Annotated in this window: 29 protein-coding genes and 1 pseudogene; 17 read left to right on the forward strand and 13 right to left on the reverse strand. The window is 71.3% G+C overall.

Going from position 1 to position 26,631, the window contains the following annotated elements:
• Positions 1-66 precede the first annotated feature (66 nt).
• A complete protein-coding gene (locus tag Q3Y56_RS17805; RefSeq protein ID WP_304462899.1) occupies positions 67-1,185 on the reverse strand; it encodes a peptidoglycan bridge formation glycyltransferase FemA/FemB family protein in 1,119 nt (372 codons plus the stop codon).
• Positions 1,186-1,323: 138 nt separating this feature from the next.
• Positions 1,324-1,653 carry a hypothetical protein gene (locus tag Q3Y56_RS17810; RefSeq protein ID WP_304462900.1) on the reverse strand — a complete coding sequence of 110 codons (330 nt, stop codon included), beginning with the start codon at positions 1,651-1,653 and terminating at the stop codon, positions 1,324-1,326.
• 262 nt (positions 1,654-1,915) lie between these two features.
• Here Q3Y56_RS17810 and rpsF point away from each other — a divergent pair.
• From rpsF to rplI, 4 genes and pseudogenes are all read left to right on the forward strand, one after another.
• A pseudogene (rpsF, locus tag Q3Y56_RS17815) lies at positions 1,916-2,205 on the forward strand (30S ribosomal protein S6).
• A 75-nt stretch (positions 2,206-2,280) separates the two neighbouring features.
• Positions 2,281-2,856: a single-stranded DNA-binding protein gene (locus tag Q3Y56_RS17820; protein ID WP_304462901.1), complete on the forward strand. Its 576-nt coding sequence runs from the start codon at positions 2,281-2,283 to the stop codon at positions 2,854-2,856.
• 123 nt (positions 2,857-2,979) lie between these two features.
• Entirely contained in the window at positions 2,980-3,216 is a 237-nt protein-coding gene (rpsR, locus tag Q3Y56_RS17825) for a 30S ribosomal protein S18 (RefSeq protein WP_003978893.1), read from the forward strand.
• A gap of 18 nt (positions 3,217-3,234) precedes the next feature.
• A complete protein-coding gene (gene rplI / locus Q3Y56_RS17830) occupies positions 3,235-3,681 on the forward strand; it encodes a 50S ribosomal protein L9 (protein WP_304462902.1) in 447 nt (148 codons plus the stop codon).
• A 130-nt stretch (positions 3,682-3,811) separates the two neighbouring features.
• Here rplI and Q3Y56_RS17835 read toward each other — a convergent pair whose 3' ends face one another.
• Positions 3,812-5,329, reverse strand: coding sequence for an MATE family efflux transporter (locus Q3Y56_RS17835; protein ID WP_304462903.1), 1,518 nt, complete (start codon positions 5,327-5,329; stop codon positions 3,812-3,814).
• Positions 5,330-5,758: 429 nt separating this feature from the next.
• On the opposite strand from Q3Y56_RS17835, the gene dnaB reads away from it, so the two are divergent.
• Positions 5,759-7,249 carry a replicative DNA helicase gene (dnaB, locus tag Q3Y56_RS17840; protein ID WP_304465661.1) on the forward strand — a complete coding sequence of 497 codons (1,491 nt, stop codon included), beginning with the start codon at positions 5,759-5,761 and terminating at the stop codon, positions 7,247-7,249.
• Here the strand turns inward: dnaB and Q3Y56_RS17845 are convergent.
• Positions 7,216-7,821 (reverse strand): GNAT family N-acetyltransferase, encoded by a 606-nt coding sequence (locus tag Q3Y56_RS17845; RefSeq protein ID WP_304462904.1) that lies wholly within the window; start codon positions 7,819-7,821, stop codon positions 7,216-7,218. The two genes, dnaB and Q3Y56_RS17845, sit on opposite strands and share 34 nt — an antisense overlap.
• A 48-nt stretch (positions 7,822-7,869) precedes the next feature.
• On the opposite strand from Q3Y56_RS17845, the gene Q3Y56_RS17850 reads away from it, so the two are divergent.
• The 4 genes from Q3Y56_RS17850 (at position 7,870) to Q3Y56_RS17865 (ending at position 11,760) form a co-directional block, all read left to right on the forward strand.
• The gene (locus Q3Y56_RS17850) at positions 7,870-8,490 is read left to right on the forward strand and encodes a TetR/AcrR family transcriptional regulator (RefSeq protein WP_304462905.1); all 621 of its coding nucleotides are present in this window, start codon (positions 7,870-7,872) and stop codon (positions 8,488-8,490) included.
• 287 nt (positions 8,491-8,777) lie between these two features.
• Positions 8,778-9,239, forward strand: a complete 462-nt coding sequence (locus tag Q3Y56_RS17855) for a carboxymuconolactone decarboxylase family protein (RefSeq protein WP_304462906.1) — start codon at positions 8,778-8,780, stop codon at positions 9,237-9,239.
• A 206-nt stretch (positions 9,240-9,445) separates the two neighbouring features.
• Positions 9,446-10,852 (forward strand): serine hydrolase, encoded by a 1,407-nt coding sequence (locus tag Q3Y56_RS17860; protein WP_304462907.1) that lies wholly within the window; start codon positions 9,446-9,448, stop codon positions 10,850-10,852.
• Between the two features lie 110 nt (positions 10,853-10,962).
• A complete protein-coding gene (locus tag Q3Y56_RS17865; protein WP_304462908.1) occupies positions 10,963-11,760 on the forward strand; it encodes a TetR/AcrR family transcriptional regulator in 798 nt (265 codons plus the stop codon).
• Between the two features lie 98 nt (positions 11,761-11,858).
• Here the strand turns inward: Q3Y56_RS17865 and Q3Y56_RS17870 are convergent, their stop codons facing one another.
• Positions 11,859-12,314 carry a GNAT family N-acetyltransferase gene (locus Q3Y56_RS17870; protein WP_304462909.1) on the reverse strand — a complete coding sequence of 152 codons (456 nt, stop codon included), beginning with the start codon at positions 12,312-12,314 and terminating at the stop codon, positions 11,859-11,861.
• 39 nt (positions 12,315-12,353) lie between these two features.
• Positions 12,354-12,752: a MarR family winged helix-turn-helix transcriptional regulator gene (locus Q3Y56_RS17875; protein WP_304462910.1), complete on the reverse strand. Its 399-nt coding sequence runs from the start codon at positions 12,750-12,752 to the stop codon at positions 12,354-12,356.
• 285 nt (positions 12,753-13,037) lie between these two features.
• On the opposite strand from Q3Y56_RS17875, the gene Q3Y56_RS17880 reads away from it, so the two are divergent.
• Positions 13,038-14,279 (forward strand): MFS transporter, encoded by a 1,242-nt coding sequence (locus Q3Y56_RS17880; protein WP_304462911.1) that lies wholly within the window; start codon positions 13,038-13,040, stop codon positions 14,277-14,279.
• Here Q3Y56_RS17880 and Q3Y56_RS17885 read toward each other — a convergent pair.
• Complete coding sequence (locus Q3Y56_RS17885; protein ID WP_304462912.1) at positions 14,191-14,733, reverse strand: DUF2269 domain-containing protein; 543 nt, start codon at positions 14,731-14,733, stop codon at positions 14,191-14,193. The two genes, Q3Y56_RS17880 and Q3Y56_RS17885, sit on opposite strands and share 89 nt — an antisense overlap.
• 92 nt (positions 14,734-14,825) lie before the next feature.
• Between Q3Y56_RS17885 and Q3Y56_RS17890 the strand changes: the two genes are divergently transcribed.
• From Q3Y56_RS17890 to Q3Y56_RS17900, 3 genes are all read left to right on the forward strand, one after another.
• Entirely contained in the window at positions 14,826-15,458 is a 633-nt protein-coding gene (locus Q3Y56_RS17890) for an HAD family phosphatase (RefSeq protein WP_304462913.1), read from the forward strand.
• 650 nt (positions 15,459-16,108) lie between these two features.
• Positions 16,109-17,941 carry a globin domain-containing protein gene (locus Q3Y56_RS17895; RefSeq protein ID WP_304465662.1) on the forward strand — a complete coding sequence of 611 codons (1,833 nt, stop codon included), beginning with the start codon at positions 16,109-16,111 and terminating at the stop codon, positions 17,939-17,941.
• Positions 17,942-18,207: 266 nt separating this feature from the next.
• The gene (locus Q3Y56_RS17900) at positions 18,208-18,954 is read left to right on the forward strand and encodes a pyridoxamine 5'-phosphate oxidase family protein (RefSeq protein ID WP_304465663.1); all 747 of its coding nucleotides are present in this window, start codon (positions 18,208-18,210) and stop codon (positions 18,952-18,954) included.
• Between the two features lie 39 nt (positions 18,955-18,993).
• Here the strand turns inward: Q3Y56_RS17900 and Q3Y56_RS17905 are convergent, their stop codons facing one another.
• The 5 genes from Q3Y56_RS17905 to Q3Y56_RS17925 all read right to left on the reverse strand — a co-directional run bounded on the left by Q3Y56_RS17905 (position 18,994) and on the right by Q3Y56_RS17925 (position 22,950).
• Complete coding sequence (locus Q3Y56_RS17905; RefSeq protein ID WP_304462914.1) at positions 18,994-19,482, reverse strand: NUDIX domain-containing protein; 489 nt, start codon at positions 19,480-19,482, stop codon at positions 18,994-18,996.
• A gap of 52 nt (positions 19,483-19,534) precedes the next feature.
• Entirely contained in the window at positions 19,535-20,431 is an 897-nt protein-coding gene (locus Q3Y56_RS17910) for a LysR family transcriptional regulator (RefSeq protein WP_304462915.1), read from the reverse strand.
• A 251-nt stretch (positions 20,432-20,682) separates the two neighbouring features.
• Positions 20,683-21,873 carry a cystathionine gamma-lyase gene (locus Q3Y56_RS17915; protein ID WP_304462916.1) on the reverse strand — a complete coding sequence of 397 codons (1,191 nt, stop codon included), beginning with the start codon at positions 21,871-21,873 and terminating at the stop codon, positions 20,683-20,685.
• Between the two features lie 78 nt (positions 21,874-21,951).
• On the reverse strand, positions 21,952-22,467 hold the full coding sequence (locus Q3Y56_RS17920; RefSeq protein WP_304462917.1) for a low molecular weight protein-tyrosine-phosphatase: 516 nt from the start codon (positions 22,465-22,467) through the stop codon (positions 21,952-21,954).
• A gap of 105 nt (positions 22,468-22,572) precedes the next feature.
• Entirely contained in the window at positions 22,573-22,950 is a 378-nt protein-coding gene (locus tag Q3Y56_RS17925; protein WP_304462918.1) for a phage holin family protein, read from the reverse strand.
• A 47-nt stretch (positions 22,951-22,997) separates the two neighbouring features.
• Here Q3Y56_RS17925 and Q3Y56_RS17930 point away from each other — a divergent pair, with 47 nt between their 5' ends.
• The 4 genes from Q3Y56_RS17930 to Q3Y56_RS17945 all read left to right on the forward strand — a co-directional run bounded on the left by Q3Y56_RS17930 (position 22,998) and on the right by Q3Y56_RS17945 (position 25,189).
• Positions 22,998-23,315, forward strand: coding sequence for a cupin domain-containing protein (locus Q3Y56_RS17930; RefSeq protein WP_304462919.1), 318 nt, complete (start codon positions 22,998-23,000; stop codon positions 23,313-23,315).
• Positions 23,316-23,497: 182 nt separating this feature from the next.
• Positions 23,498-23,719, forward strand: coding sequence for a DUF5326 family protein (locus tag Q3Y56_RS17935; protein ID WP_304465664.1), 222 nt, complete (start codon positions 23,498-23,500; stop codon positions 23,717-23,719).
• A 144-nt stretch (positions 23,720-23,863) separates the two neighbouring features.
• Entirely contained in the window at positions 23,864-24,640 is a 777-nt protein-coding gene (locus tag Q3Y56_RS17940) for an IclR family transcriptional regulator (protein WP_304462920.1), read from the forward strand.
• A gap of 111 nt (positions 24,641-24,751) precedes the next feature.
• A complete protein-coding gene (locus tag Q3Y56_RS17945; RefSeq protein ID WP_304462921.1) occupies positions 24,752-25,189 on the forward strand; it encodes an SsgA family sporulation/cell division regulator in 438 nt (145 codons plus the stop codon).
• Positions 25,190-25,231: 42 nt separating this feature from the next.
• Here the strand turns inward: Q3Y56_RS17945 and Q3Y56_RS17950 are convergent, their stop codons facing one another.
• Positions 25,232-26,593: a YibE/F family protein gene (locus Q3Y56_RS17950; RefSeq protein WP_304462922.1), complete on the reverse strand. Its 1,362-nt coding sequence runs from the start codon at positions 26,591-26,593 to the stop codon at positions 25,232-25,234.
• Positions 26,594-26,631: the final 38 nt, after the last annotated feature.

A 26,631-nucleotide genomic window follows, 5' to 3' on the forward strand; every position in this document is an offset into this window, starting at 1 on the left:
TGATGCTGCGGACTGTCGGGGGCTAACGGACTGTCGGGACGTGCGGGATGCGGGGAGTGTGCCCCGTCAGCGGCGCGACATGTAGATGTCGAGCGCCTTGTGCAGCAGCTTGTTGAGCGGGAAGTCCCACTCGCCGACGTACTCGACGGCCTCGCCGCCGGTGCCGACCTTGAACTGGATGAGGCCGAAGAGGTGGTCGGTCTCGTCGAGGGAGTCGCTGATGCCGCGCAGGTCGTAGACGGAGGCGCCGAGCCCGTAGGCGTCCTGGAGCATCCGCCACTGCATCGCGTTGGACGGCCGGACCTCGCGCTTGTGGTTGGCGGAGGCGCCGTAGGAGTACCAGACGTGCCCGCCGACGACCAGCATGGTCGCCGCGGCGACGGCCTCGCCCTCGTGCAGGGCGAAGTACAGCCGCATGCGGTTGGGGTCCTCGGCGTTGAGGACGTTCCACTGGCGCTGGAAGTAGCTCAGCGGGCGGGGGCGGAACTTGTCCCGCTCGGCGGTGATCTCGTACAGCCGCTGCCACTCGGCGAGGTGCTCGTAGCCGCCCTGGACGACCTGGACGCCCGCCTTCTCGGCCTTCTTGATGTTGCGCCGCCACAGCTGGTTGAAGCCCTTGTGGACCTCCTCCAGCGAGCGGTTCGCCAGCGGTACCTGGAAGACGTAGCGGGGCTGGACGTCACCGAAGCCCGCGCCGCCGTCCTCGCCCTGCTGCCAGCCCATCTTCCGCAGCCGGTCGGAGACCTCGAAGGCGCGGGGCTCGATGTGGGTCGCCTCGACGTCGCGGAGGCGCTTCACATCGGGGTTCTGGATACCGGACTTGATCGCCGCGGCGTCCCAGCGGCGGATCACGACCGGCGGGCCCATCTTCACGGAGAAGGCGCCCTGCTGCTTCAGGTGCGCCAGCATCGGCTGGAGCCACTCCTCCAGGTTGGGCGCGTACCAGTTGATCACCGGGCCCTCGGGCAGATAGGCCAGGTACCGCTTGATCTTGGGCAGCTGCCGGTAGAGGACGAGACCGACGCCGACGAGCTGGCCCGTCTTGTCGAACCAGCCGAGGTTCTCCGAGCGCCACTCCGACTTGACGTCCGCCCATGCCGGGACCTGGCAGTGGCTGGCCGCGGGCAGGCTCTGGATGTACGCCAGATGCTGCTCTCGGCTGATCGTCCTCAGGGTCAGACTCATTGCGGGGCGCTCCTCGGCAGGTTTGTCCCCATGGTCGGGGGTTCCAGCTCTCGCGCCGAAGCCTACTGCGACGAGGAAGCGACCCGTCTGGGCCCACGGGATCAAGCTCCGTGGGCCCGGTCCGGAAAGGCGGCGGGGTCAGCCGAGCACGCCGCCGAAGAGGCCGCCATGGGCCATGCCGAGCCCGAAGCCCGCGGCGGACGCGCCGAGGCCGATGACCAGCACGAACCGTTCACCGATGGTCGCGGAGATCATCTGTCCCCAGGCGCCGACGGCGATGCCGATCAGCCCGGTCCATGAGCTGATCAGGTGCAGACTGTGGAAGAGGGCAGTGATGAACGCGACGACGCCCAGGACCAGCGTCGCGGCGGCGAAGGAGTCCTCGACGGGGTGGGGCTTGCCGTCGGTGTCGAGGAGGGAGAGAAGCCTCCGGCCGATGTGCTGGTCGGTCCGTGCTGCCTGTGCCATGGGGCACCTCCGATGGCCAAGGCGGCGCACTGTAACGCCGCTCACACCCGATGCGTACAGATTGCGGGGGAAGGCGCCCGGATTTCAACCGGACGCGCGTGAGCGGGTACGCTGTACGGTCTGCGCCGGTCTCTGCCCGGAGCGGTGCACGGCCGAATGGCGGTGCGCGGCGGAACGGCTGATCACGCCGGTGCGGAACGCATTACGACCCTCCTGCCACGGAACGACCGTGGCCGCTGAGTCCAAAGGAGGTGGGTTCCACATGCGTCACTACGAGGTGATGGTCATCCTCGACCCCGATCTGGAGGAGCGCGCTGTCTCCCCCCTGATCGAGAACTTCCTTTCCGTGGTCCGCGAGGGCAACGGCAAGGTCGAGAAGGTCGACACCTGGGCCGTCGTCGTCTCGCGTACGAGATCAAGAAGAAGCCCGAGGGCATCTACTCGGTCATCGACCTGCAGGCCGAGCCTGCGGTCGTCAAGGAGCTCGACCGCCAGCTGAACCTGAACGAGTCGGTCCTCCGGACCAAGGTCCTCCGTCCCGAGACCCACTGACCGCGTAAGCGTTCAGCGGTAATCGGGCTGCATCGCAACGAGTAGCAAGCAGCAACCCGCCGAGAGGTTCCCCCAATGGCAGGCGAGACCGTCATCACGGTTGTCGGCAATCTTGTCGACGACCCCGAGCTGCGCTTCACCCCCTCGGGTGCGGCGGTCGCGAAGTTCCGCGTCGCGTCCACCCCCCGCACCTTCGACCGCCAGACGAACGAGTGGAAGGACGGCGAGAGCCTGTTCCTGACCTGCTCGGTGTGGCGGCAGGCGGCGGAGAACGTCGCCGAGTCGCTCCAGCGAGGCATGCGCGTCATCGTGCAGGGCCGGCTGAAGCAGCGGTCCTACGAGGACCGCGAGGGCGTCAAGCGCACGGTCTACGAGCTGGACGTCGACGAGGTCGGCGCCAGCCTGAAGAACGCCACGGCCAAGGTCACCAAGACCAGCGGTCGCGGTGGCCAGGGTGGTTACGGCGGCGGTGGCGGCCAGGGTGGCGGCGGCTGGGGCGGCGGCCCCGGTGGCGGCCAGCAGGGCGGCGGAGCTCCTGCCGACGACCCGTGGGCGACCGGCGGACCGTCGGGCGGCCAGCAGGGCGGCGGCGGTGGCTGGGGCGGCGGCTCCGGCAACTCCGGCGGCTACTCGGACGAGCCGCCCTTCTAGACCCGTACGCCGTTTCACGTGAAACACGGGCTCACGGCCCACGGTTTCTCGGTTTCACGTGAAACATCGCGCACCGGTCCGGAAGGCACAGCACAAACTTCTTGATCACACTGGAGAGAGACAATGGCGAAGCCGCCTGCTCGCAAGCCTAAGAAGAAGGTTTGCGTGTTCTGCAAGGAGAAGATCTCCTACGTCGACTACAAGGACACGAACCTGCTGCGGAAGTTCATCTCCGACCGCGGCAAGATCCGTGCCCGCCGGGTCACCGGCAACTGCACCCAGCACCAGCGTGACGTCGCCACGGCCGTGAAGAACAGCCGTGAGATGGCGCTGCTGCCCTACACCTCCACCGCGCGCTAAGGGAAGGGTGACCACATCATGAAGATCATCCTCACCCACGAGGTCTCCGGCCTCGGTACCGCCGGCGACGTCGTGGACGTCAAGGACGGCTACGCCCGCAACTACCTGGTCCCGCGCGGTTTCGCGATCCGCTGGACCAAGGGTGGCGAGAAGGACGTCGAGCAGATCCGCCGGGGTCGCAAGATCCGCGAGATTGCCACGATCGAGCAGGCCAGCGAGGTCAAGGCTCAGCTCGAGGGCGTCAAGGTCCGCCTGAGCACGCGCGCCGGCGAGGCCGGCCGCCTGTTCGGCTCCGTCACCCAGGCCGACATCGCCGCGGCGATCAAGGCCGCCGGTGGTCCGGACGTGGACAAGCGCCGCATCGAGGTGGCCGCGCCGATCAAGAGCCTGGGCGCGCACCAGGTCTCCGTGCGTCTGCACGCCGACGTTGTCGCCAAGCTCGGCATCGAGGTCGTCGCTGCCTGAGTGCCGCGATCGGTTTAGCCGTGGCAATACGGCATAGCAAGGAGAAGGGCCGCACCCCACAGGGTGCGGCCCTTCTCCTTGCGACGGCTCAGGCCCCTGTTCCCTGGGGCGGCTCACTCCCTGGGGCGGCTCAGGCCCGTACCGCGCCGGTGACGATCCAGCGCCCGGAGCGGGCCCGCAGCCCCAGCGTCGCCATACGGGCAGCCATCATCAGCGCCATCGCGCACCACACGGCGGTCAGACCGCCGCCGAGGGTCGGTATGAGCAGCGCGGCGGGGGCGAAGACGGCGAGAGTCGCGACCATGGCCCAGGCCAGGTAGGGGCCGTCGCCGGCGCCTATGAGGACGCCATCGAGTACGTACACGACGCCGGAGAGGGGCTGCGCCACGGCCACCACCAGCAGCGCGGGCAGCAAGGCGTCTCTGACTGCCGCGTCGGTGGTGAACAGCGGGATGAACAGCGGGCGGGCCGCCACCACGAGCAGTCCGAGCGCCACGCCTGAGGCGATGCCCCATTCGACCATGCGGCGGCAGGCGGCGCGTGCCCCGTCGGAGTCGCCCGCGCCCAGGTAGCGGCCGATGATGGCCTGCCCCGCGATGGCGATGGAGTCCAGAGCGAAGGAGAGCAGGTTCCACAGCGCGAGCGCGATCTGGTGCGCGGCGATGTCGGTGTCGCCGAGCCGTGCCGCGACGGCGGTGGCGATCATCAGGATGGCCCGGAGGGACAGGGTACGGATCAGCAGGGGCGCCCCGGCCTGGGCGCAGGCCCGTATCCCGGCGAGGTCGGGGCGGAGCGAGGCGCCGTGGCGCCTGGCTCCTCGTACGACCACGGTGAGGTAGGCGGCGGCCATGCCGCACTGGGCGATGACCGTGCCCCAGGCGGAGCCGGCGATGCCGAGCCCGGCGCCGTAGACGAGGAGGATGTTCAGCGCGGCGTTGGCGGCGAAGCCGCCGATGGCGACGTACAGCGGGGTGCGGGTGTTCTGCAGGCCGCGCAGTACGCCGGTGGCGGCCAGGACCACGAGCATCGCGGGGATGCCCAGGGCGCTGACGCGCAGATAGGTGACGGCGTGCGGGGCGGCGGTGGCGGAGGCGCCGAAGAGGTCGACGAGCGCGGGGGCGGCCGGGACGGCCAGGCATATCAGCCCGGTGCCGAGGAGCAGGGCGAGCCAGATGCCGTCCATGCCCTGCCGTACGGCGCCGGGGAGGTCGCCCGCGCCGACCCGGCGGGCCACGGCGGCGGTGGTGGCGTAGGCGAGGAAGACGAAGACGTTGACCGCCGTGGTGAGCAGGGCGGCGGCGACGCCGAGACCCGCGAGCTGCGTCGTGCCGAGGTGGCCCACGATCGCGCTGTCGGCCATGACGAAGAGGGGCTCCGCGACCAGGGCGGCGAAGGCGGGCAGGGCGAGTGCGATGATTTCCCGGTCGTGGCGGCGGCGGGTGGCGGTGTCCGGGCGGGCGCTTCGGCGCGTGCTTCCGCCGGTAGCCGGATCGGCGCTCGGGTCGGTACCGGCGCTCGGATCGGTGTCCGGGTCGGTGTCCGGGTCGGTGTTCAGGCCGGTGCTCGGATCGGTGCTTCGGCCTCCTGGCGAACGCCGCTTTCGCGGCGTCGTCTGCGTGCTCGGGGTGCGCGGGGGGCCCTGGGTCATGCGCACCAATCTAATCTTCCACAGGTAAGAGACTCAACTGTCTTGCATCCCTTACATTCCGTGGGGAAAGGCGATCTTCTCTGCACCGTTTGTCGCGATCTTGCGCCGGCCGGGAAAGTTTTTCTTCCCCACAGCCTCTGGACCAAGAAGTCGCAGGTCACAGGCCTGTGTCAGGGGCGGGTGTGCTGTTGTCCACAGTGCTGTCCCCCGTGTCGTGCACAGGATCGGCGGCGTTCTCCACAGGAAGTGGCCCGTCGTCCACATGGCCTGTGGATAACCAGATTGGCGCACGGCCCTTGTGGGCCTACCGTGGTCCGGCGCCCGCCGATCACAACCGGAGCCGAGCGCCCTAGTTGTCAGAGCCGTGCCGTAAGAAGAAGGGGCACCGCGAGGTCCGCGCGGCGGACGGGAGGAGGTGGCGGGGTGACCATGCCCGAGCCCCTGGACGACCCGTGGGCGGACGCCGGCCCCAGCGACCGACTGCCCGCGCCGCGTCCCCGCCGCGGCGAGGGCCGGGCCGAGGGCCGCGGCCGTTTCGACGGCGGCTCGCACGGCGACCGGGGTCGGGACGACGGCGGCAACTGGGAGGGCTCGGGCTTCGAGCGCGTACCCCCGCAGGACCTCGACGCCGAGCAGTCCGTGCTGGGCGGCATGCTGCTGTCCAAGGACGCGATCGCCGACGTGGTCGAGGTCCTTAAGGGCAACGACTTCTACCGTCCCGCCCACGAGACCGTCTACCAGGCAATCCTCGACCTGTACGCCAAGGGCGAGCCGGCCGACCCGATCACGGTCGCCGCCGAGCTCACCAAGCGCGGCGAGATCACGAAGGTGGGCGGCGCCTCCTATCTGCACACCCTGGTCCAGTCCGTGCCGACCGCGGCCAACGCGGAGTACTACGCCGAGATCGTCCATGAGCGGGCGGTGCTGCGCCGCCTGGTCGAGGCGGGCACCCGTATCACGCAGATGGGATACGCGGCGGACGGCGACGTCGACGAGATCGTCAACAACGCGCAGGCGGAGATCTACGCCGTCACCGAGCAGCGCACCAGCGAGGACTATCTGCCGCTCGGCGAGATCATGGAGGGGGCGCTCGACGAGATCGAGGCGATCGGCTCCCGCAGCGGCCAGATGTCCGGCGTGCCCACCGGGTTCTCCGACCTGGACGCCCTGACGAACGGCCTGCACCCGGGCCAGATGATCGTCATCGCGGCCCGCCCCGCCATGGGTAAGTCGACCCTGGCCCTGGACTTCGCCCGGGCCTGCTCCATCAAGAACAACCTGCCCAGCGTCATCTTCTCGCTGGAGATGGGCCGCAACGAGATCGCGATGCGTCTGCTGTCCGCAGAGGCGCGGGTGGCGCTGCACCATATGCGCTCCGGCAGCATGACCGACGAGGACTGGACCCGGCTGGCGCGCCGGATGCCGGACGTCTCGGCCGCCCCGCTCTACATCGACGACTCGCCGAACCTGTCGATGATGGAGATCCGCGCCAAGTGCCGCCGCCTCAAGCAGCGCAACGACCTGCAGCTCGTCGTCATCGACTACCTCCAGCTCATGCAGTCCGGTGGCGCTCGGCGCCCCGAGAGCCGCCAGCAGGAGGTCTCGGACATGTCGCGTAACCTCAAGCTGCTCGCCAAGGAGCTCGAGGTGCCGGTGATCGCGCTGTCGCAGCTGAACCGCGGCCCCGAGCAGCGCACCGACAAGAAGCCGATGGTCTCGGACCTGCGTGAGTCGGGCTCGATCGAGCAGGACGCCGACATGGTCATCCTGCTGCACCGCGAGGACGCCTATGAGAAGGAGTCACCGCGCGCGGGCGAGGCGGACCTGATCGTCGCCAAGCACCGTAACGGCCCTACGGCGACGATCACGGTGGCCTTCCAGGGGCACTATTCGCGGTTCGTGGACATGGCGCAGACCTGATCGGTGCCGCTACGGGGTGCGGCTGTCCCCAGGGCTCGCCACTCTGGAGCAAGGACCGCCCAGAGCTGCTTGTCGTAGCGCATGCCCTCGTACGGCCATGCCTCGCGCCGCACACCCTCCAGCGTCATGCCGAGCCGCTTGGCCACCGCGGAGCTGCGGTCGTTGTCGGCCCGGCAATGCCACTCGGCCCGATGCAGACCCCGGGATGTGAACGCCCAGTCCAGCAATGCGCCACACGCCTGCGTCACCAGACCGTGGCCCTCGGCGGACGGTTCCAGCCAGCACCCGATCTCGCACGAGCCGAGAGCGGCATGGAAATCGGTGAACATCACGCCGCCGACCAACACTCCATCCCGCCAGATGCCATACAGGCGGCCGCCGTCGCCGACCTGGCGTTCGGCATACCGCTTGAGCGTGGCCTGCGCCCCGTCCACATCGTGGGTGACGAACCCGGCCCCGACCCACGGCCGAATGTGCTCGCGAGCTCGATCCAGATGAGCCGCGAACTCCTCGGCGTGCCAGACCTCCAGCGGGCCGAGGCGAGCACCGTCGCGCAGCGACAGCGAGAACATGAGACCCCCATTCACATAACAACTGTTATGGCAATGTACCGTGGCAGCATGCCACGCACCAAGGGGGATCACGAGGCCCGCCGACGCGACGTCTCCGAAGCGGTCTGGCAGGTCATGGCCACACGCGGCTTCGCCGGCCTTACTCTGCGCGCCGTCGCTGCCGAGCTCGGCGCGACCACCGGCCTGCTCACGCACTACTTCCCCACCAAACGCGCCCTCGTCGCGTACGCCCTCGACCTGCTCGAACAGCGGACCATCGCCCGCCCGCGCCGGCCCGCGGGCAAAGGGCTGATCGCCCTGAGGCACGCGCTGATGGACATCCTGCCGCTGACCCCCGAGGCCGCCGACAGCAACCGAATCTGGGTCTCCTCCTGGGATGCCGCGCTCTCCGACGGCGAACTGAGTGCCGACTACGCCCGCAAGTACGCCGAAAGCCGTGACAAGCTGCGCGACCGGGTGGCCGCAGCCCAGGAACTCGGCGAACTCCTCCCCGGCAATCCCGCGCACATCGCAGCCGGCGCCCAGTCCTTCACCCTCGGCCTGGTGGTCCAGGCCCTGTTCGACCCGGCAGCGTTCGCGCCGCAGCGGCAGGTCGAGCTCCTGGACGACTACCTGGCCACCCTGACCGCCCCACGCTCATCCAACAACGACCACTCGGCCCGATCCTGACGGCGGGGCGACAACGACGCTGTTCATGTACCGCGGGGTACAGCACCGATCACGTCGCGGGCTGAGGCGGGACCGACGAGCGTGGTGACTGCGGCGGAGGCAGCGAGCCGCTCTCACCGGGCACGGACAGGCAGCCCTCGGGCGGGGCCGGGCCATCGCAGTGCCGCATGGCGCGGGGCGAGTCCCTCCAGCCGAATACCGGCCGCCGCAGGCGGTCACATTTCCGTGTCGGGATCCGTCAGTGCAGTGAAAGACGAGATCGACACCGACGCTTGAGGAGAGCAGCCATGCAGTCGCGTATGGAGAACCCGGCCGTGATCATTCCTGAGGCCATGAAGGTTCTGCTGAACCTGTCGAAGGTCACCAGGAAGGGCGGCGTCGCGGAGACGACGCTCCAGTTGATCCAGCTGCGCGTGAGCCAGATCAACGGATGCAGCGTCTGCGTGGACGGGGACGCGCGCAGCGCCGGGAAGGCGGGGGTGAGCGACGAGCAGCGGTTCGCGCTGTCGGCCTGGCGGGACACGCCGTACTTCTCCGACGCCGAACGCGCCGTGCTCGCGCTCGCCGAGGCCGCCACCCGGCTCGCCGACAAGCCGGACCCGGTGCCGGACGCGCTGTGGGACGAGGCCGCCAAGCACTACAGCAAGGAGGAGCTGTCGGCCATCGTCCTCACCATCGGCATGACCAACATGTTCAACCGCATCAACGTCACCACCCGGCAGATCGCGGGCGTGCAGCCCTGGGAGTGAGCAGGAGCGAGCGTGGAGCGGCGCCTGCGCCGGGGCCGGGGCCCCGGGCGGGTTCGGTCCGGCCCACTGCGCCGGGGCCGGGGCGGGTTCGGTCCGGCCCACTGTGGCGGGCCCGGTCGGTCCGGCCGCCGCCGTAGGCGCCAACGCTCGGCAGCACGGCGGAAATTCCGGTCGGACGGTGGCGCGTGGGCGCATATGGTGCGCACATGACGCCTCTTGACGAGTCCGGTGAATTCGCCGACCTGCTGCCCGCCACCCGCCGCGCCCTGCTGCACCGCATCGCCGTCGCCCAGGCCGAGGGCCGTACGCCCTCTCTGGTGGGCGCGGTGGTACGGGACGGGCGGACCGTGTGGACCGGTTCGCGGACCTGTGTGGACGGGCACGGGCCGGACGGCGACACCCAGTACCGCATCGGCTCGCTGACCAAGACGTTCGTGGCCGTGCTGGTGATGCGGCTGCGCGACGAGGGCCTGCTGGACCTCGCCGACCCGCTCGGCAAGCACCTCGGCGACCTCGCGTACCCCGCCGAGGCCCAGGACGCCACCATCGCCCAGCTCCTCTCCCACACCTCCGGTCTGGCCGCCGAGGCGCGCGGTCCCTGGTGGGAGCGGACGCCGGGGGAGTTGCGCCCGGAGCCTGCCGACCTGTTCGGAGAACGCCCCGGGTGCCAGCCGGCGGGCCGCCGGCACCACTACTCCAACCCCGGGTACGCGCTGCTCGGCGCGCTGGTGGAGCGGCTGCGCGGCGCGCCGTGGGGCGAGGTGCTGCGGCGCGAGGTGCTGGTGCCGCTGGGGATGGCCCGTACGTCCCTGGAACCGCACGCTCCGCATGCCGGCGGCTGGGCGGTCCATCCGTACGCGGACGTCCTGCTGCCGGAACCCGCCGTGGACACCGGGCTGATGGGTCCGGCCGGGCAGCTGTGGTCGACCGCCGAGGACCTCGGCCGCTTCGCCACGTTCCTGCTGGACGGCGACGAGCGGGTGCTGGCGGCCGGGACGCTCGCCGAGATGCGCGCGCCCGCCGTCGCGCCGGAAGAGAACGGGGACTGGTCGCTGGGCTACGGGCTCGGCTGCCAGCTGGTCGGCGGGGGCGTGCGGTTCCTGTACGGGCACGTGGGCACCATGCCGGGCTTCATGGCCGCCTTGTGGGTGAGCCCGGCCGACCGGCTCGGTGGGATCGCCCTGGCCAACGCCACGATGGGCCTGCCGATCAGCGCGATCGCGGCCGAGCTGGTGGGCATCGTGGCGGACCGCGAGCCGCGCATCCCTGAGCCGTGGCGGCCGCTGACCAGCGTCGATCCGGCGCTGCTGGCGCTGACCGGCGTCTGGTACTGGGGCGCGACCGCCTTCCATCTGCGGCTGGGCGCCGACCGCGCGCTGGAGCTGGGCCCGGTCGGCGAGCTGGGGCGCGGTGCGCGGTTCCGGGCGGAGGGGGGCGGCACCTGGACCGGTCTCGACGGCTACTACGCGGGCGAGACGCTGCGCGCGGTCACCGGGGAGGACGGGTCGGTCAGCCATCTCGACGTGGGGACGTTCGTTTTCACGCGGCTGCCGTACGAGCCGGGGGACGCCGTCCCGGGCGGTGTCGATCCGGACGGCTGGCGCGGCGTCTGACACGGCGCTCCTTTTGCGCGGCTCCGGCGACTAGAATCGGAACTCCCGACCCGCTTGGATGATGCGGAGCACCCGACCCGGTTGCGGCTGCTCCGCCAAGGAGGCGCGCAGTGACCGAGGAGAACGAGACGCTGCGGGCCGACGCACGGCGCAACCGGGCCCGGGTGCTCGAGGCTGCCCAATCGGCTTTCAGCGCCCAGGGCCTGACGGTGCCTCTGGGCGAGATCGCGCGCCGGGCGGGCGTCGGCGCAGGCACGGTCTACCGTCATTTCCCGTCCAAGGAACTGCTGTTCAGGGCGGTCGTCGAAGGCGGCATTCGGCAATTCACCGAGGAGGCCGTGCGGTTGGCTGACGCGAAGGATGCCGGAGCGGCATTCTTCCTCTTCATTAAGGGAGTTGTGGCACGGGCATCGGACGACAAGGCGCTTCGGGATGTGTTCGCGGCGGCCGCGGAGGAGCCCGTGACGTCAGGGCGCGAGACCACCGCGGGTTTCGCCCAGGCGTTGGAGGTGCTGCTGACGAGGGCTCAGGAAGCAGGCGAGGTACGGCAGGACGCGGATCTGGCGGATGTGCGGGCTCTGTTGGTGGGAGCTCTCGCCATGGAGCGGCACCGGTCGGCCGCCGGAGGTACCGGGCGGGCGGTGGGGATCCTCTGCGACGGGCTGCGGGCCCCGGGGACGGGGCCGGTGGCCGCTCTTCCGGCTCCGAAGGCCACCGTGACGAAACGTCGCGCCGCTGCGGCTGGTCGTAACGGAATGCCCGGTGGCGGGCGTAACGAAATGACGGTCTGGCTGTGTGAGACCTGCGCGGGTCCGCTCTCCCCTGCCCCGACCGGCCGTCCACCGCGGTTCTGCGGTGCCGCGTGCCGCCAGAAGGCGCACCGCAGACGGGCCCGCGGCTCGGCCTGACCCCCGCCGGGTTCAAGAACCGGCATTCAAGAACCGGCATTCAAGAAGCAGAGTTCAAGCAAGAACCGGAGTTCACGAACCGGGACAAGAACCAGGGTTCAAGAAAGCGTGCGCTTGAAGCCGATGTGGGAGGACTCGAAGCCGAGTCGCTCGTAGAAGCGGTGGGCGTCGGTCCGGGTCGCGTCCGAGGTGAGCTGAACCAGCGCGCAGCCCTCGCGGCGCGACGTGTCCACGGCCCACTCGATCAACTGGCTGCCCAGCCCGTTGCCGCGCTCGTCGGCGTGGACCCGGACGGCCTCGATGAGCGACCGGGTGGCGCCGCGCCGGGACAGGCCGGCGATCACGGTGAGCTGGAGCGTGCCGACCGTACGGCCGTCGCGGACCGCGACCACGAGGTGCTGGTTCGGATCGGTCGCCAGCCGGTCGAAGGCGGTGCGGTACGGGGTCAGATCATCCGGGGACTCGCGCCGCGCGCCGAGCGGATCGTCGGCGAGCAGCGCCACGATGGCGGGGATGTCGTCGGGCATGGCGGGGCGTATCTCCAAGTCGCTCATGATCGGGAGCGTAACCGCAGGCCGCGCCGCACCGTCGCCTTACGCGGGGTTCTCCAACGCCTCGACGGCGGCGACCAGCGGTGCCAGCTCCGGCCGCTTCGCCGCCTCCGCCAGCGCTTCGCGCACCGCCGTCTCGTTGGTCGGACGGGCCTCCGCCAGCAGCTTCAGGCCCGCCTCGCTCACGTCGGTGTAGATGCCGCGCCGGTCGGTGGGGCAGATGTACCGGGACAGCAGGCCGCGGTCCTCGAGCCGCCCCACCAGGCGCGTCGTGGCGGACTGGCTGAGGACGACGGCGTCCGCGAGCTGGTGCATCTGGAGGTGCCCGCCGTCGCCGTCGTGCTGATAGCTGAGCACGTCGAGGACGGAGAACTCGCGGACGCTCAGCCCGTGGCCGGCCTGCAGGGCGCGCTCCACGTGCGTCTCGATCCGGCCGTGCAAGGACGACAGGGCGCACCAGCCCCGGGCGAGGGCCGGGGGTTCTTCCCGCTGCGGTCGTCCGGCGTCTTCGGCATGGCCCCTCCTTCGGTCGTGCCACCCCGCGGTGCCGCTCGGAGCCGCCGTGAACGGCGCGGTGCCGTTCGGGGCCGCCGCGAACGGGGCCCGGGGCGCGTCGCCACCCAGGATAGAGCAGCGTGCAATTGCCAGCGCTTGCAACTATCAGGCGTCTGCAAGTATTGTCTACGCATTCAATCTCCCCATGCAATAAATTCGAGGGATACCGACATGCCTCTCGCCCTCCTGGCGCTCGCCATCGGCGCCTTCGGGATCGGCACCACCGAATTCGTGATCATGGGCCTGCTGCCCGAGATCGCGGCCGACTACGACGTCTCCATCCCCCTGGCCGGGTACGCCACCACGCTCTACGCGCTCGGCGTCGTCCTCGGCGCGCCGCTGATGACCGCGCTCGGCACCCGGCTGACCCGCAAGCAGATGCTCCTCCTGCTGATGGGCGTCTTCATCGCGGGCAACGCGCTCACGGCCGCGGCCCCCGCCTTCGGGCTGCTGCTCGCCGGACGGATCGTCGCCGCCTTCACGCACGGCGCGTTCTTCGGCATCGGCGCGATCGTCGCCGCCGACCTGGTCGCGCCCGAGAAGCGGGCCACGGCCATCGCGACCATGTTCACCGGCCTGACCGTCGCCAACGTCGTGGGCGTGCCCGCGGGCACCTGGCTCGGCCAGCAGGTCAGCTGGCGCGCCACCTTCCTGGCCATCTCCGTGCTCGGCGTCGTCGGCCTCGTCGGGGTCGCCCGGCTCGTCCCGGCGCAGCGCGAGCGCGCCGCCGCCCGGCTCGGCCGCGAGCTGGCCGTCTTCCGCAACCCGCAGGTCGGCCTCGCCATGCTGATGACCGTCCTCGGCTTCGGCGGGGTCTTCGCGGCCGTCACCTACCTCGCCTCGATGATGACCGAGGTCACCGGGTTCGCGTCGTCCTCCGTCACCTGGGTGACGGCCGTCTTCGGCCTCGGCATGGTCGGCGGCAACCTGCTCTCCGGACGGCTGGCCGACCGCAATCCGATGCCGATGCTGTACGCCTCGCTCGGCGGACTCGCCGTCACGCTCGGCCTGTTCACCTTCACCGCCCACAACAAGGCCGCCGCGGTCGTGACCATCGCGCTGGTCGGCGCCTTCGGCTTCGCGACCGTGCCGCCGCTGCAGAAGCGCGTCATGGACCAGGCCGCGGCCGCGCCGACCCTCGCCTCCGCGGGCAACATCGCGGCCTTCAACTTCGGTAACGCGCTGGCCGCGTGGCTCGGCGGGATCGTCATCTCGGCCGGACTCGGCTACACGGCGGTGAACTGGGTGGGCGCGCTGATGACCCTCTCGGCGCTCGGCGTCGCGGTCTTCGCGACCCGCCTGGAGCGGCGCACGGCGGTCCAGGTCAGCCCGCCGTCTTCGGTCGGGTCGCCGACTGCCGCGCCCCGGCCGAGCGCAGCCGGCGCCCCCGCCGGGTCGGCCCCCACGGCTTGAGGACGGAGACGGCGGTGATGAACGCGTACACCGCCGTGGCCACCGACGGCGCGACCACCAGGTCCGCGGCGCCCGTCACCGCCTCGCCGGCCGCGAGCCGGTCCACCTCGTCGGCCGCCGCGTCGATTTCGGGGCGGAGCGCGAAGGCCGATGCGGCGGCCGCGGCGAGGGTCAGCCAGAACTTGGCCCACACCCAGCGGTGCCGGGTCAGCCCCCAGGGCGTGCCCAGCGCCAGCACCAGCCCGCTGACCAGCGTCAGCCCCGCGATCGGGAGCAGGAGCCAGTCGGCGAAGATCCGCATCGCGCGATAGGCGGCCGCCGCCGTGTCCGGGGACCGCGTCGCCACTCCCGCGATGCCGAGGGCGAGCAGACTGAGGGAGAGCCCGAGCCAGCCGACCGAGACGGCGACATGGGCGACGAGGAGGGACCTGCGGACGGGACGTTTCAGCTGCATGCCCTCAACGGTCCCGCCGGGCCCGCCCGGCCGCGTCTGACGGCGGGAGTATCCCCGCGTACGCGATATCGAGTACCTCTACGCTCGGCCGCATGACGAGACTGCATCTGTTCGACCTCGACGGCACGCTGATCCACGGTTCGGCGGCCGCTGTCGAGATCTCGCGCCAACTCGGTGTGGAGCGGGAGATCGCCGAGTTGGAGCGGCTTTTCGCGGGCGGTGGGCTGTATCCGAGTCAGTTCGCGATACGGGCGTGCGAGCTGTGGGCGGACCTTACCGACGCGCAGGTGGCGGCCGCGTTCGAGCAGGCTCCGTGGCTGGCGGGCATCCGCGAGGTCTGGGCGGACATCCGCGAGCGCGGGGAGCGGTGCGCGGTGATCTCGCTGTCGCCCGGTTTCTTCGTCGAACGGCTGCTGGACTGGGGCGCGGACGCGGCGCACGGCTCCCGCTGGCCGTCGGTCCCGTTCCGTGAACCGGTGGATCCGGCCGGGATTCTCGACCCGGCCGCGAAGGTACGGATCGCCGACGAACTCTGCGCGACATTCGGGCTGACGCGAGACGACTGCGTGGCGTACGGCGATTCCATGTCGGACGCGGAACTGTTCGCCGCGCTCCCGATGTCCGTGGCGGTCAACGCCGATCACCATGTGCGGGGAATCGCCTCGTTCGCCTATACGGGGAAAGATCTCCGAGAGGCTTACGAATTGGTCGGTAACCGCAGGTAATTACCGGCAATGTCGGGAGTAAGGAAGCCATGGGACTTGGGGCTTGTGTATATCGCGGCGCCGGGTAGGGTCGGGTCCGGTTCCGTGCGCGAGGCTGGCGTGGAGCCGCGTCGGGCCGACCAAGACTAACGGGAACCGGGCTCTCGTTACGTGGACTTCCGGCAATTTGTCCGTTGCGGCCGTAACGGATGGCATGCTGCACGGACACGGCGCGGTAGGGGACCGCACCGATGCCGGGGGAACAGACGGGACCAGAGCGGGGAAACGGGGGCACATTCCACTTCCGGAAGTGCGAAGACCGACAGAAAGATGTTCGAGGCGAGGCAACCATGGACGCTCCGACCCCCACGTCGTCTGCCGAAAGCGGCGACTCAGGCGGAAACAGCGGCGACTGGGGCTGGTTCACCCCGAGCAGGAAGGGTGCCGCCGATCCGGCGGAGGCCCGCCCCCGCACGCCGGATGCCGAAGACACCACCCCCAGCCGCCCGGTGAGCCGGATACGGCCCGTGGGGCAGGCGGCGGACCGCCGCCCGGCCCCGCAGGAACCGAGACCGACCGCGGCCGGAACGGCCGCATCCGCTGCGTCTGCCGCGTCTGCCGCATCCGCTCCGTTTGTCGCATCTGCCCCGCCCGGACCCGACACCTCGCCGATCTCCGCGCTCTACCGCGAGGCGCCGCCGCGCTCGGTCCTGTACCGGGAGGAGCACCAGCGGCCCGCCGAACCGGGGCGCGAACCCGGGCGCGAGCCGGGCGTCGCCCGGAACGTCGCCACTCCGGCACCGGCACCGGCACCGGTGCGTACGGAGCCGGAGCCACCGGCGGCGCCGCGTGCGCCGGAGGACTCGGCGCGTACGGGGGAGGACTCGGCGCGTACGCGGCGGGACCCGGCACCCGCGCCGGTACCGGGGGATTCCTCACCGGCGCCGCAGGCTTCTTCCGCGCAGGCCCCGTCGCAGGCTCCCGCGCCGCAGGCCGCCGTCTTCACCCCGCTGCGGCAGGACCCGCCCGTACGAAGGGATTCCGTACGGCAGGACCCCGAGGTCACGCGTTCCGCTCAGGAGCCGATACGTACGCGGCAGGACCAGCCGGATGGCCAGCCGGACGGTCACGACCGCCAGAAGGGTCACGACCGCCAGGACCGGCAGGACCGGCAGGGCCCCGTCCCCGTCCCCGTCCGCCAGGCGCCCGTGGCGAACGCGTCCGCGTTTGATCCGCAGCCGCAGCCGCAGCCGCAGCCGCAGCCAGAGCCCGATCCGCAGCCAGAACCTCGGCGCGAGCCGGCGCCCTCTCCAGCCCCTTCCCTGGCTCCCGCCCCGGCTCCCGCCCCGGCCTCCGCGCCCAAGCCCGCCGAGAGCGGGTCGCCCGACGCGATACTCATCCGGCGCACCATGGCGGAGATCGAGCCCGTGGCCGACAAGGTCACCTCGTACTTCTACGCGCTGCTGTTCGTCCAGCACCCCGACCTGCGGGCCCTGTTCCCGGCCTCGATGGACACCCAGCGCGACCGGCTGTTCAAGGCGCTGCTCACCGCCGCCAAGCACGTGGACGACGCCGAGACCCTGACCGCGTACCTGGCCAACCTCGGCCGCGGCCACCGCAAGTACGGCACCGTGCCCGATCACTACCCGGCCGTCGGCGAGTGCCTGATCGGCGCGCTCACCCGGTACGCCACCGAGAGCTGGGACGCGGAGACCGAGGCGGCCTGGGTCCGCGCGTACACCGCCATCTCGCAGATCATGATCGACGCGGCCGCCGAGGACGAGCTGCGGGCCCCCGCCTGGTGGCAGGCCGAGGTGGTGTCGCACGAGTCGCGCACCTCCGACATCGCCGTGGTGACCGTCCGCCCGGACCAGCCGTATCCGTTCCTGGCCGGGCAGTACACGAGCGTGGAGACCCCGTGGTGGCCGCGCGTGTGGCGGCACTACTCCTTCGCGTCCGCGCCCCGCGCGGACGGGCTGCTGTCCTTCCACGTCAAGGCCGTACCGGCGGGGTGGGTCTCCAGCGCGCTGGTGCACCGGGCCCGCCCCGGGGACGTCATCCGGCTCGGGCCGCCGGCGGGGTCGATGACCGTCGACCACAGCAGCGACAACGGACTGCTCTGCCTCGGCGGCGGCACCGGCATCGCCCCGATCAAGGCGCTGGTGGAGGACGTCGCCGAGCACGGCCGGACCCGACCCGTCGAGGTCTTCTACGGGGCCCGCAGCGACCATGACCTGTACGACATCGACACCATGCTGGGCCTGGCGCGGTCGCACCCCTGGCTCTCGGTGCGCCCCGTGGTCTCGGACGGGCCGACCAGCGGGCTGAGCGGTCAACTTCCGGACGCCGTGCGCCAATACGGGCCCTGGAGCAGCTACGACGGGTATCTGTCCGGTCCGCCCGGAATGATCCGCAGTGGCGTGGACGCGCTGATGGGCGTGGGCATTCCGCCGCAGCGCATCCGCCACGACTCCATCGAAGAGCTGGTCGCGGCCGGCGACTAGGCAGGACAGGGACTGTGAAAGACCACGAGCGCACGCCGACATGGGCGGTCACGACGGCGAAGGCGCCCGCCACGGCACCGCCAGTGCCTGCCACTCCACCGCCGGCACTCCCCACCGCGCCCCCGGCACCCGCCACTCCACCGCCGGTACCCCCCACCGCGCCGCCGGCACCCGCCACGGCACCGGCGGTACCGCCCGCGAGGGAGGCGGCGCCGTTCGCCACGGTGGCGGCCGGTCACCGCCCGGGAAGCGACGGCGAGCACGTGCTGCAACTGCGGTTCGGCACGGCCGAGCGCGCCGACCGGTTCTACGACGACCAGGTGCTGGACCACCTCAACCCGCGGATGCGGGAGTTCGCGGCGCGACAGGAGATGTTCTTCCTGGCGACCGCGGACCGGCACGGCGAGTGCGACAGTACGTTCCGCGCCGGTCCGCCCGGCTTCGTCCAGGTCTTCGACGCCCGTACGGTCGCGTATCCCGAGTACCGCGGCAACGGCGTGCTCGCGAGCCTCGGCAACATCGAGGAGAACCCCCGTGTGGGCATCCTCATGATCGACTTCTTCCGGGACCGCATCGGCCTGCACCTCAACGGCCGGGCCCGGGTGCTGTCCGACGCGGAGATGCGCGCGGCCCGCCCCGGTCTGCCGGTCGACCCGGTGCCCGGCCGACGCGCCGTGGTGTGGGTGGAGGTGAGCGTGGAGGAGGCGTACATCCACTGCGCCAAGCACATCCCGCATCTGGCGAAGGTGCCGCCGCAGCCACGCGGTGCCGACCGCGAGCGGGACTGGGGCACGGACGATGTCCGGCGCAAGGGCGGGGACTTCTTCGGCGCGGCGGCGGGGGCGGGCGACCGCGCCCCGCGGCGGGCGCCGGCGCGCGGCCGCCATGGTGCCGCGGCGGTGGAGGGAGTCGACCCCGACCAGTGGCGCCGGGAGGCGGAACGGGTGCTGGCCCGGGCGCGGCAGCGGGCGTCGGGGGCGGGCGGGGAGCCGTTCAGCGGTTGGTTCGGCTAGGCCGGGCGGCTGTTCCGGCGACCTCCTCCGTGGCGCTCCTCAGCCGAAGTCCTCCGCGAGCAGTGCCAGCACGCCCTCCAGGTTGGCGTCGAGGTACGCCCGCAGCGATGGCGGCACCATCTCCACCGACGCGATTCCCTTGCGGGTGAAGGGGATCCGTACCACGTCGTACTCCCCGCAGGGCTCGTCCACCTCCGGGCCGTGCCGCCGCGAGAGGTCCATCGAGTCCAGCCGGCAGACGAAGAAGTGCTGCACTTTCACGCCATGGGCGGCGTGGTGGAGGCTGTGCGAGACGGTGTCGACGAAGGCGGGGACGATGTGGCTGACCTTGGCGCCCAGCTCCTCGTCGACCTCGCGGTGCAGCGCGTCGACGACCGTGGCGTCCTCGGGCTCCACGCCGCCGCCCGGCGTGATCCAGTACGGTTCCTCGCCGGGCTTGGTGCGCTTGATCAGGATCATCTCCGGCTCGATGTCGCCGTCCAGCAGGATGGCGCGAGCGGTGCGCTTGACCACAGGTCGTTCGGTCATACGTGACATCTGCCGCACGCGGCGTGGCGTGAAACCATCGCACGCGCCCGTCTCACCAGTCGACCGCAGCGCGCAGCAGCCACTCGTGCGCCCGCGCGAGGTGCGGCAGGGCCAGCGCTCCGGTGCGTACCACCAGGAAGTACGTGCGCAGCGGCGGCACCGGCGGATCCAGCAGCGCGAGGACCCGCCCGGCGTCCAGCGCGTCCGCGCACAGATAGCGGGGCAGTACGCCGAGCCCCGCCCCGGCGGCCACGCAGCCCAGCACCGCGCGAAGGTCGGGGACGACGACGGTCGCCGGGGCGGTCGGCGGCGCGTCGAAGACGGCGGACCAGTACTGGCTGACGAACGGCAGGCTCTCGTGGACGTCCACGACGGGCAGCCCCGTCAGCGCCGGCGCGCCGCGCATCCGCAGGGCGGCCGGGCCGCCGAGCCGGGCGGCCCAGCGCGGCGCCCCGACGAGCACGTGCTCCTCGTCGCACAGCGCGGTGGCCGTCAGCAGCCTGCCGCGCGGCCGGGAGGCGGTGACGGCCAGGTCGTGGTGTCCGGCGGACATGCCCGCGAACAGCTCGTCGGAGCCGCCGAAGACGGTCCGTACGGCCAGCCCCTGGGCGGTCAGCGGGGTGAGCGCGGGCAGGACCCGCTGCGCGAGGAACTCCGGGGGCCCGGCGAGATGCAGGGTGCGCGGCGCGGAGCGGTCGTCGAACCGGGCCTCGGTGATCTCCAGCAGCGCGTCGAGATGCGGGGCGACCTTGTGGGCGAGTTCGTCGCCGACGGTGGTGGGGACGACGCCGCGGGCCTGGCGCAGGAACAGCGGGCGGCCCACCTGCCGCTCCAGGGTGCGGATCTGGGCGGTCACGGCGGGCTGGGAGAGTCCGAGGAGGGCGGCGGCGCGGGTGAAGGACCCGGCCCGGTGCACCGTGACAAACGTGCGCAAGAGGGATAGATCCATCCCGTTCCCCTCGGAACGCCGCGGCGTGGTCGCATGCCAGCCATAAATATGCCGATAGGCCCATGCCCCTACCGTGATTGGACAATGACGCAGAGTCAACTAGCCTTTATCGAACGGTTCCTGGTGCGCCGGAAACCAGGGCGTCTTGAGCCACGAGGGGGGAGGTTCAAGACGCCCACCCGGTCGGCCACGGGCATGTGCCCGCGCCGCATGCCGGAGAGCCGTGCGCCGGGGCGCCGTACGCGCCGGTTCTACGCCCCGTCCCGCGCCGCCCCGTCCCGCGCCGACCCGCCCTGCGCCGCCCCGTCCGCCGCCGCCTCGTCCAGTGCCCGTACGACGTCCGCGATCAGGTCGTCCGGGTCCTCCACACCCACCGAGAAGCGGATGAAGCCGGCCGGAACCGCGTCACCGCCCCACCGGGCCCGCCGCTCCGCCGTGGAGCGCACGCCGCCGAAGCTCGTCGCGTCGTCCACCAGTCGCAGCGCGCCCAGGAAGCGTTCCGCGTGCGCCTGGTCCGGGAGGGCGAAGGACACCACGCAGCCGAACCGGCCGCCGCGCATCTGCGCCGCCGCCGTCGCGTGCGCCGGATCGGTCGGCAGCCCGGGGTGGCGCAGCCCGCTGATCTCGGGGCGTTCGCCCAGCGCCTCGGCCAGCGCCAGCGCGGTGGCGGCCTGCCGGTCGACCCGCAACGGGAGGGTGGCCAGCGAACGGTGCGCCAGCCACGCCTCCATGGGGCCGGGGATCGCGCCGACGGTCTTGCGCCAGGCCCTGATCTCGGCGGCCCGTCGCGGATCGCGGGCGGTGGCGTAGCCGAGCAGGACGTCCCCGTGGCCGGTGAGCGCCTTGGTGCCGCTGGCCACCGCGAAGTCCGCGCCGAGTTCCAGGGGGCGCTGGCCGAGCGGGGTGGCCAGGGTGTTGTCGACGGCGACGAGGGCGCCTTCGGCGTGCGCGGCGGCGGCGAGGCGGCGGATGTCGCACACGTCGAGGCCGGGGTTGGAGGGCGACTCGATCCACAGCAGCCGGGCGCCCGCGACCACTCCGAGCTGGGCGTCCCCGGCGGTGGGCGCCGTGCGCACCTCGACGCCGTACCCCTCCAGCCGGGTCCGGAGCGGGACGAGGAGGTTGTAGCCGTCGTCGGGCAGGACCACCGCGTCGCCCTGGCGGAGCTGGGAGAACAGGACCGCGGAGATGGCGCCCATGCCGGAGGAGAAGACCACGGTCTCGGCGTCCGCGCCGGGGGCTTCCAGCTCGCTGACCGCCCGTTCCAGCAGCGTCCAGGTGGGGTTGGTGTCCCGGCCGTACGTGCCGGGGCCGCCGGCCAGGTCGGCGTCGCCGTGCAGGTGGTAGTGCGCGGCGAAGACGGGGCCGGGCAGGGCGGGCTCGTACGTCCGGGGCTCGGGCAGCCCGGCCCGCACCGCGCGGGTTCCGTCACCGATGGCCATGCGTCCTTCTCCGCTCACTCGCGCCGCTCACTCCCGCTCCGCTCACTCGCGCCGCTCACGCCCGCTCTGCCCGCTCGATCACGCGCTCTCGGCTTCCCTCGCGCCGATCGCCTCGCGGACGGCCGTCAGCAGCCCCTCGCTCGCCGCCTCGACCATCTCCATGCACGCCTGGAAGTCGTCCGGCCCGCCGTAGTACGGGTCCGGTACGTCGAGATCGCCCGCCGCGGCGGCGGCCGGATCGTAGGAGCGCAGCAGCCGCACCTTGGCCGCGTCCCGCGGTGTGGGGGCGAGGCGGCGCAGCTCGCGGAGGTGGCCGCCGTCGAGCGCGATCACCAGGTCGAGCCGGTCGAACCACTCGCGCCGGAAGCCCCGGGCGACATGCGCCTGCTCGTAACCGCGCTCGGTGAGGACGGCGATGGTGCGGTGGTCGGCGCCGTAGCCCTCGTGCCAGCCGCCGGTGCCCGCGCTGTCGATCTCCACCCGGCCGCCGAGCCCGGCCTCCTCGGCGCGGGCACGGAGGACGGACTCGGCCATCGGGGAGCGGCATATGTTGCCGGTGCACACGAAGCAGACACGGTAGGGCGACGGGCTCATGAGCCCATCATCGTCCACGGCCGCGGGATCCCCGGCCGTCCGTCCACGACGTGGGACCCGCGGCCGGTCGGGCGTCGGCCCCTGCCGGTCGCGACCCGCGGGCGGTCAGTCATCGTCGTCGGGCAGGACCACGTTCAGCGCCCAGGACACGACGGCGATGATCAGGCCGCCGACCACCGCGGTGCCGAAGCCCTCGACATGGAAGGTGAGGTCGAACTCGCCGGCCAGCTTGGAGGTCAGCAGCAGCATCAGCGCGTTGATGACCAGCGTGATCAGGCCGAGGGTCAGTACGAACAGCGGCAGCGCCAGCAGCTTCACCACAGGCTTGACGACGACGTTGACCACCCCGAAGAGCAGGGTGACCAGCACCAGCGTCAGTGCCTTGCGGCCTATGTTCCCGGTCAGCGTGACGTCTTTGAGCAACCAGATGGCCACGCCCAGGGCGCCGGCGTTCGCGAGCGTCTTGACTACGAAATTCCTCATGCTGAGATCGTGGCAGACCGGACCGGCCGAGCAAGGGGCAGTGAGCGATGAAGGTGTTCCGACTGGATGAGCTGGAGGCGGAGCGCGCCGCCAACGACGGCGCGTATCTGCAGTTCCTGCGGGAGCGGAACATGTCGGTGGGGCTGTACGCGCTGGACGCGGGCGGCACGGACCCGCAGCGGCCGCACGCCCAGGACGAGGTGTACCTGGTGGTCAGCGGCCGGGCCTCGATCACGGTGGGGATGGAGACGACGCACGTGGCGCGTGGCAGCGTGGTCTATGTGCCGGCCGGGGTCCCGCACAAGTTCCATCACATCAGCGAGGACCTGCGGGTCGTGGTGGTCTTCTCGCCGCCGGAGAGCTGAGGCCTCCGCCGGAAGGCTGAGGTCTCCACCGGAAAGCCGATGCCTCCGCCGGAAAGCCGAGGCCGGTGGCCGCCGACCCGTAGGGGACCGGTCAGGGGAGGACGGGGGACGGGAGAGGGGCTTGGAGCGCCTGCGCGACCTAGCATCGAAAGTGCATGGACAGCACAGTGAAGGGACCGGCGATGGCAGCGAAGAACGTGTTCCAGGGGTTGCCGTGGTGGGTGACGTGGATCGCGATTCCGGTCCTCGTCCTCGCGGTCTTCGGAGGGCTGATCGTCACGGTGCTCGGCTTCGTGGCGTGGCTGGCCTTCCGGCTGCTGCTCCTGGTGGCACTGGTCGGCGGTTTGATCTATGCCGTACGGAAATTCACCTCTTCATCGTCTTCGTCCCGAGGTGACTGGTAATCGTAAGCAGCGCCCCACCTGCGCGTACACCGCGGGAGGGACATCGCGCACCCATCCTCGGCCTGAAGGCATTACTCCGGTTAAAGTGCGAGTCTCCGGCGCCCCCTCCGGCGTCGCCTCGCAAACACACCCCGGGGGTGCCTGTTGGCGACAGAGAAGGCGGGTGCGGTCTCCGAACCCACCCTCATCACGTCGGTGCAGCGTGCGCTGCACCTCCTGGAAGCCGTCGGAAGGCACCCGGGTGGCGCGCCCGCGAAGCAGCTCGCCCGGGCGGCGGGACTGCCGCTGCCCACCGCGTACCACCTGCTCCGCACCCTCACCTATGAGGGGTATCTGAGCCGCGAGGGCGGTGTGTTCGTGCTCGGCGAGGCGGTCGAGCGACTCGGCGGCGCGGGCGCTCGGGCGCGGCAGCGCGCCGAGGTCGGCGCGGCCCTGGCCCGGCTCGGCGACGAGGTGGGGGTCGCCGTGTACTTCTCGGTCTACCGGGAAGGTGAGGTGGAGGTCGTCGCGATCGCGGACAGACCGGAGTCCCCGGCCGTCGAGGAGTGGGCCGACTTCCGGAGCACCGCGCACGCGCACGCCATCGGGCAGTGCCTGCTGGCGCAGCTCGACGAACGGGACCGTGAGGACCACCTGTCCCGGTATCCGGTGCAGGCCCTCACCCCGTACTCGGTACGGAACGCGAGCGATCTGCGGCGGCGGTTGGCCGCCCGAGACCGTTCGCAACCGGTCATCGAACGGCAGGAGTATGTCTTGGGCACGGTCTGCGGCGCGTTTCCGGTCGCGGCAGGGGACACGGCGGCCTCCTTGGCCATTTCCGTACCCGTCGGGGAAGCGGAACGACTCCGTCCTGCAATGGAGTCCCTACGCTCCAGAGTTCCCCACGCCATCAGCTCCCTCTCGTTCTCTATCAGTATCTGAAATCACACTCCTTGTGATCCGCTAGTGCTTGGCGGACCATGTTGTCAAGAGGGCCAGTTGGGTCCGATCCGGCCATTCCCAATCGATTCGGGGCGGCGAACGATGCGAGACATGCGCGACACAGTCCAGGCGGAAGTGACGATGTCCTTCGTGGTCTCCCAGGACCTGTCCTTCCGTATCCCGGTCGAGCTGGCGTACGACAGCGAGGACCCGTACGCCGTGGAAATCACCTTCAACCTGCCCGGGGATGCCCCTGTGACCTGGGCGTTCGCCCGCGAGCTGCTGCTCGACGGGCTCAGCAGGCCCACCGGCGAGGGCGATGTGCACATCACGCCCGTCCCCGGCGGGAACACGTCCGACCTCTTCATCCGGCTGCAGGTCGGCGGCGAACGCGCGCTGTTCCGGGTCGGGGCGGCGCCGCTGGTGGCGTTCCTGGACCGTACGGACCGGCTCGTGCCGTTCGGCGCCGAGCGGGACGCCGTCGATCCGGTGGGTGATCTGGACGCGGTGCTCAATCGTATCCTCGCTCATGACCGTTACGCGGGGTGACGAGGTCGCCCCAACTCCCCCGGCGCACACGGAGGGTGGCAGCTAGCCGCGGGGCTTGGCGCGCCGCCGGCGCCCGCGGCCCGCGGGCGCGGCCTCCGGGTGCCGGCGGTCGGCGGTGACCACCAGCGCCGCCAGCGCGGTGGTCACCGGCACCGAGGCGACCAGCCCGATGCTGCCCACCAGGGTCCGGACGATCTCCTCGGCGATGATCTCGCTGGTCGCCACCGTGCCCACGCCGCTGTCCGCGATCGAGAACAGCAGCAGCAGCGGCAGCGACGCACCCGCGTACGCCAGCACCAGCGTGTTGACCACGGAGGCGATGTGGTCCCGCCCGATGCGCATGGCGGCCGCGTACAGCTTCCGCCAACCCGCCGTCGGGTCCGCGTCCTTGAGCTCCCACACCGCCGAGGTCTGAGTCACCGTCACATCGTCCAGCACACCCAGTGAACCGATGATGATCCCCGCCAGCAGCAGACCCCGGATCTCGATGTCCGGATAGAGGCCGTGCACCAGGCCCGTCTGGTCGTCGGTGTTGCCGGTCAGCGACGCCCAGCTGATGAAGAGCGACCCCAGCAGGCCGATCAGCAGCAGTGACACGAGGGTGCCGAGCACCGCCACCGACGTACGGGCCGTCAGCCCATGGCACAGATAGAGCGCGATCAGCATGATCGCGCTGCCCCCGACCACCGCGACCAGCAGCGGATTGTCGCCCTGCAGGATCGCCGGGAGGATGAACAGCGTCAGCACCCCGAAACTGATCGCCAGCGCCACCAGCGCGAAGACCCCGCGCAGCCGACCGACGGCCACCACGGCGAGCGCGAAGAGGCCCGCCAGCAGCGCCATCGGGAAGCCGCGGTCCACATCGCTGACCGAGTACTGGAGGTTCTTCGGCGCCTTGGGCGCGTAGGCCAGCTTCACCCTCTGGCCCGTGTCGTAGTGGCGGGACGCGTCCGGCCGCACGATCTCCTCGAACGTGCGCCCCTTGTCCTTGCCGGAGGTCACCTCGATGGTCGTCCGCTCGCACGGCTCGTCCGACTGCTTCGGCTGCTGCCCCGGCTCCTCCCCGGGCGCGGGCGGCTGCTGCGGCTGGGCGCCCACATCGGCGCACTTCACCTCCTCGATCTTCACGACCTTGCCCGAGACGGTGTCCTGGTCGAAGCCGAGTCCGCTGCGCTGGCCGCCCTGCCCCTCGGGGGCGCCGCCCGGCCACAGCACGATCAGCCCGGCGACGACGGCGGCGGTGAACGGGATCAGCACCGCCGCGATGACCTTGCGCAGATGCGCCGAGACGGGCGTGGCGGGGCCGTGGGCGTGCGCGTGGGAGTGTCCGTGCGCGTGGCCGTGGGGGCCGGGCGGGTGGCCGCCGGAGGGCTCGTGGGAGTGTGGCTCAGGTGTCGGGGTCACCGACCGATCATCGCAAGACCAGCACGAGACTCAAGCGC

Source organism: Streptomyces sp. XD-27 (genome assembly GCF_030553055.1).
GTDB lineage: Bacteria > Actinomycetota > Actinomycetes > Streptomycetales > Streptomycetaceae > Streptomyces.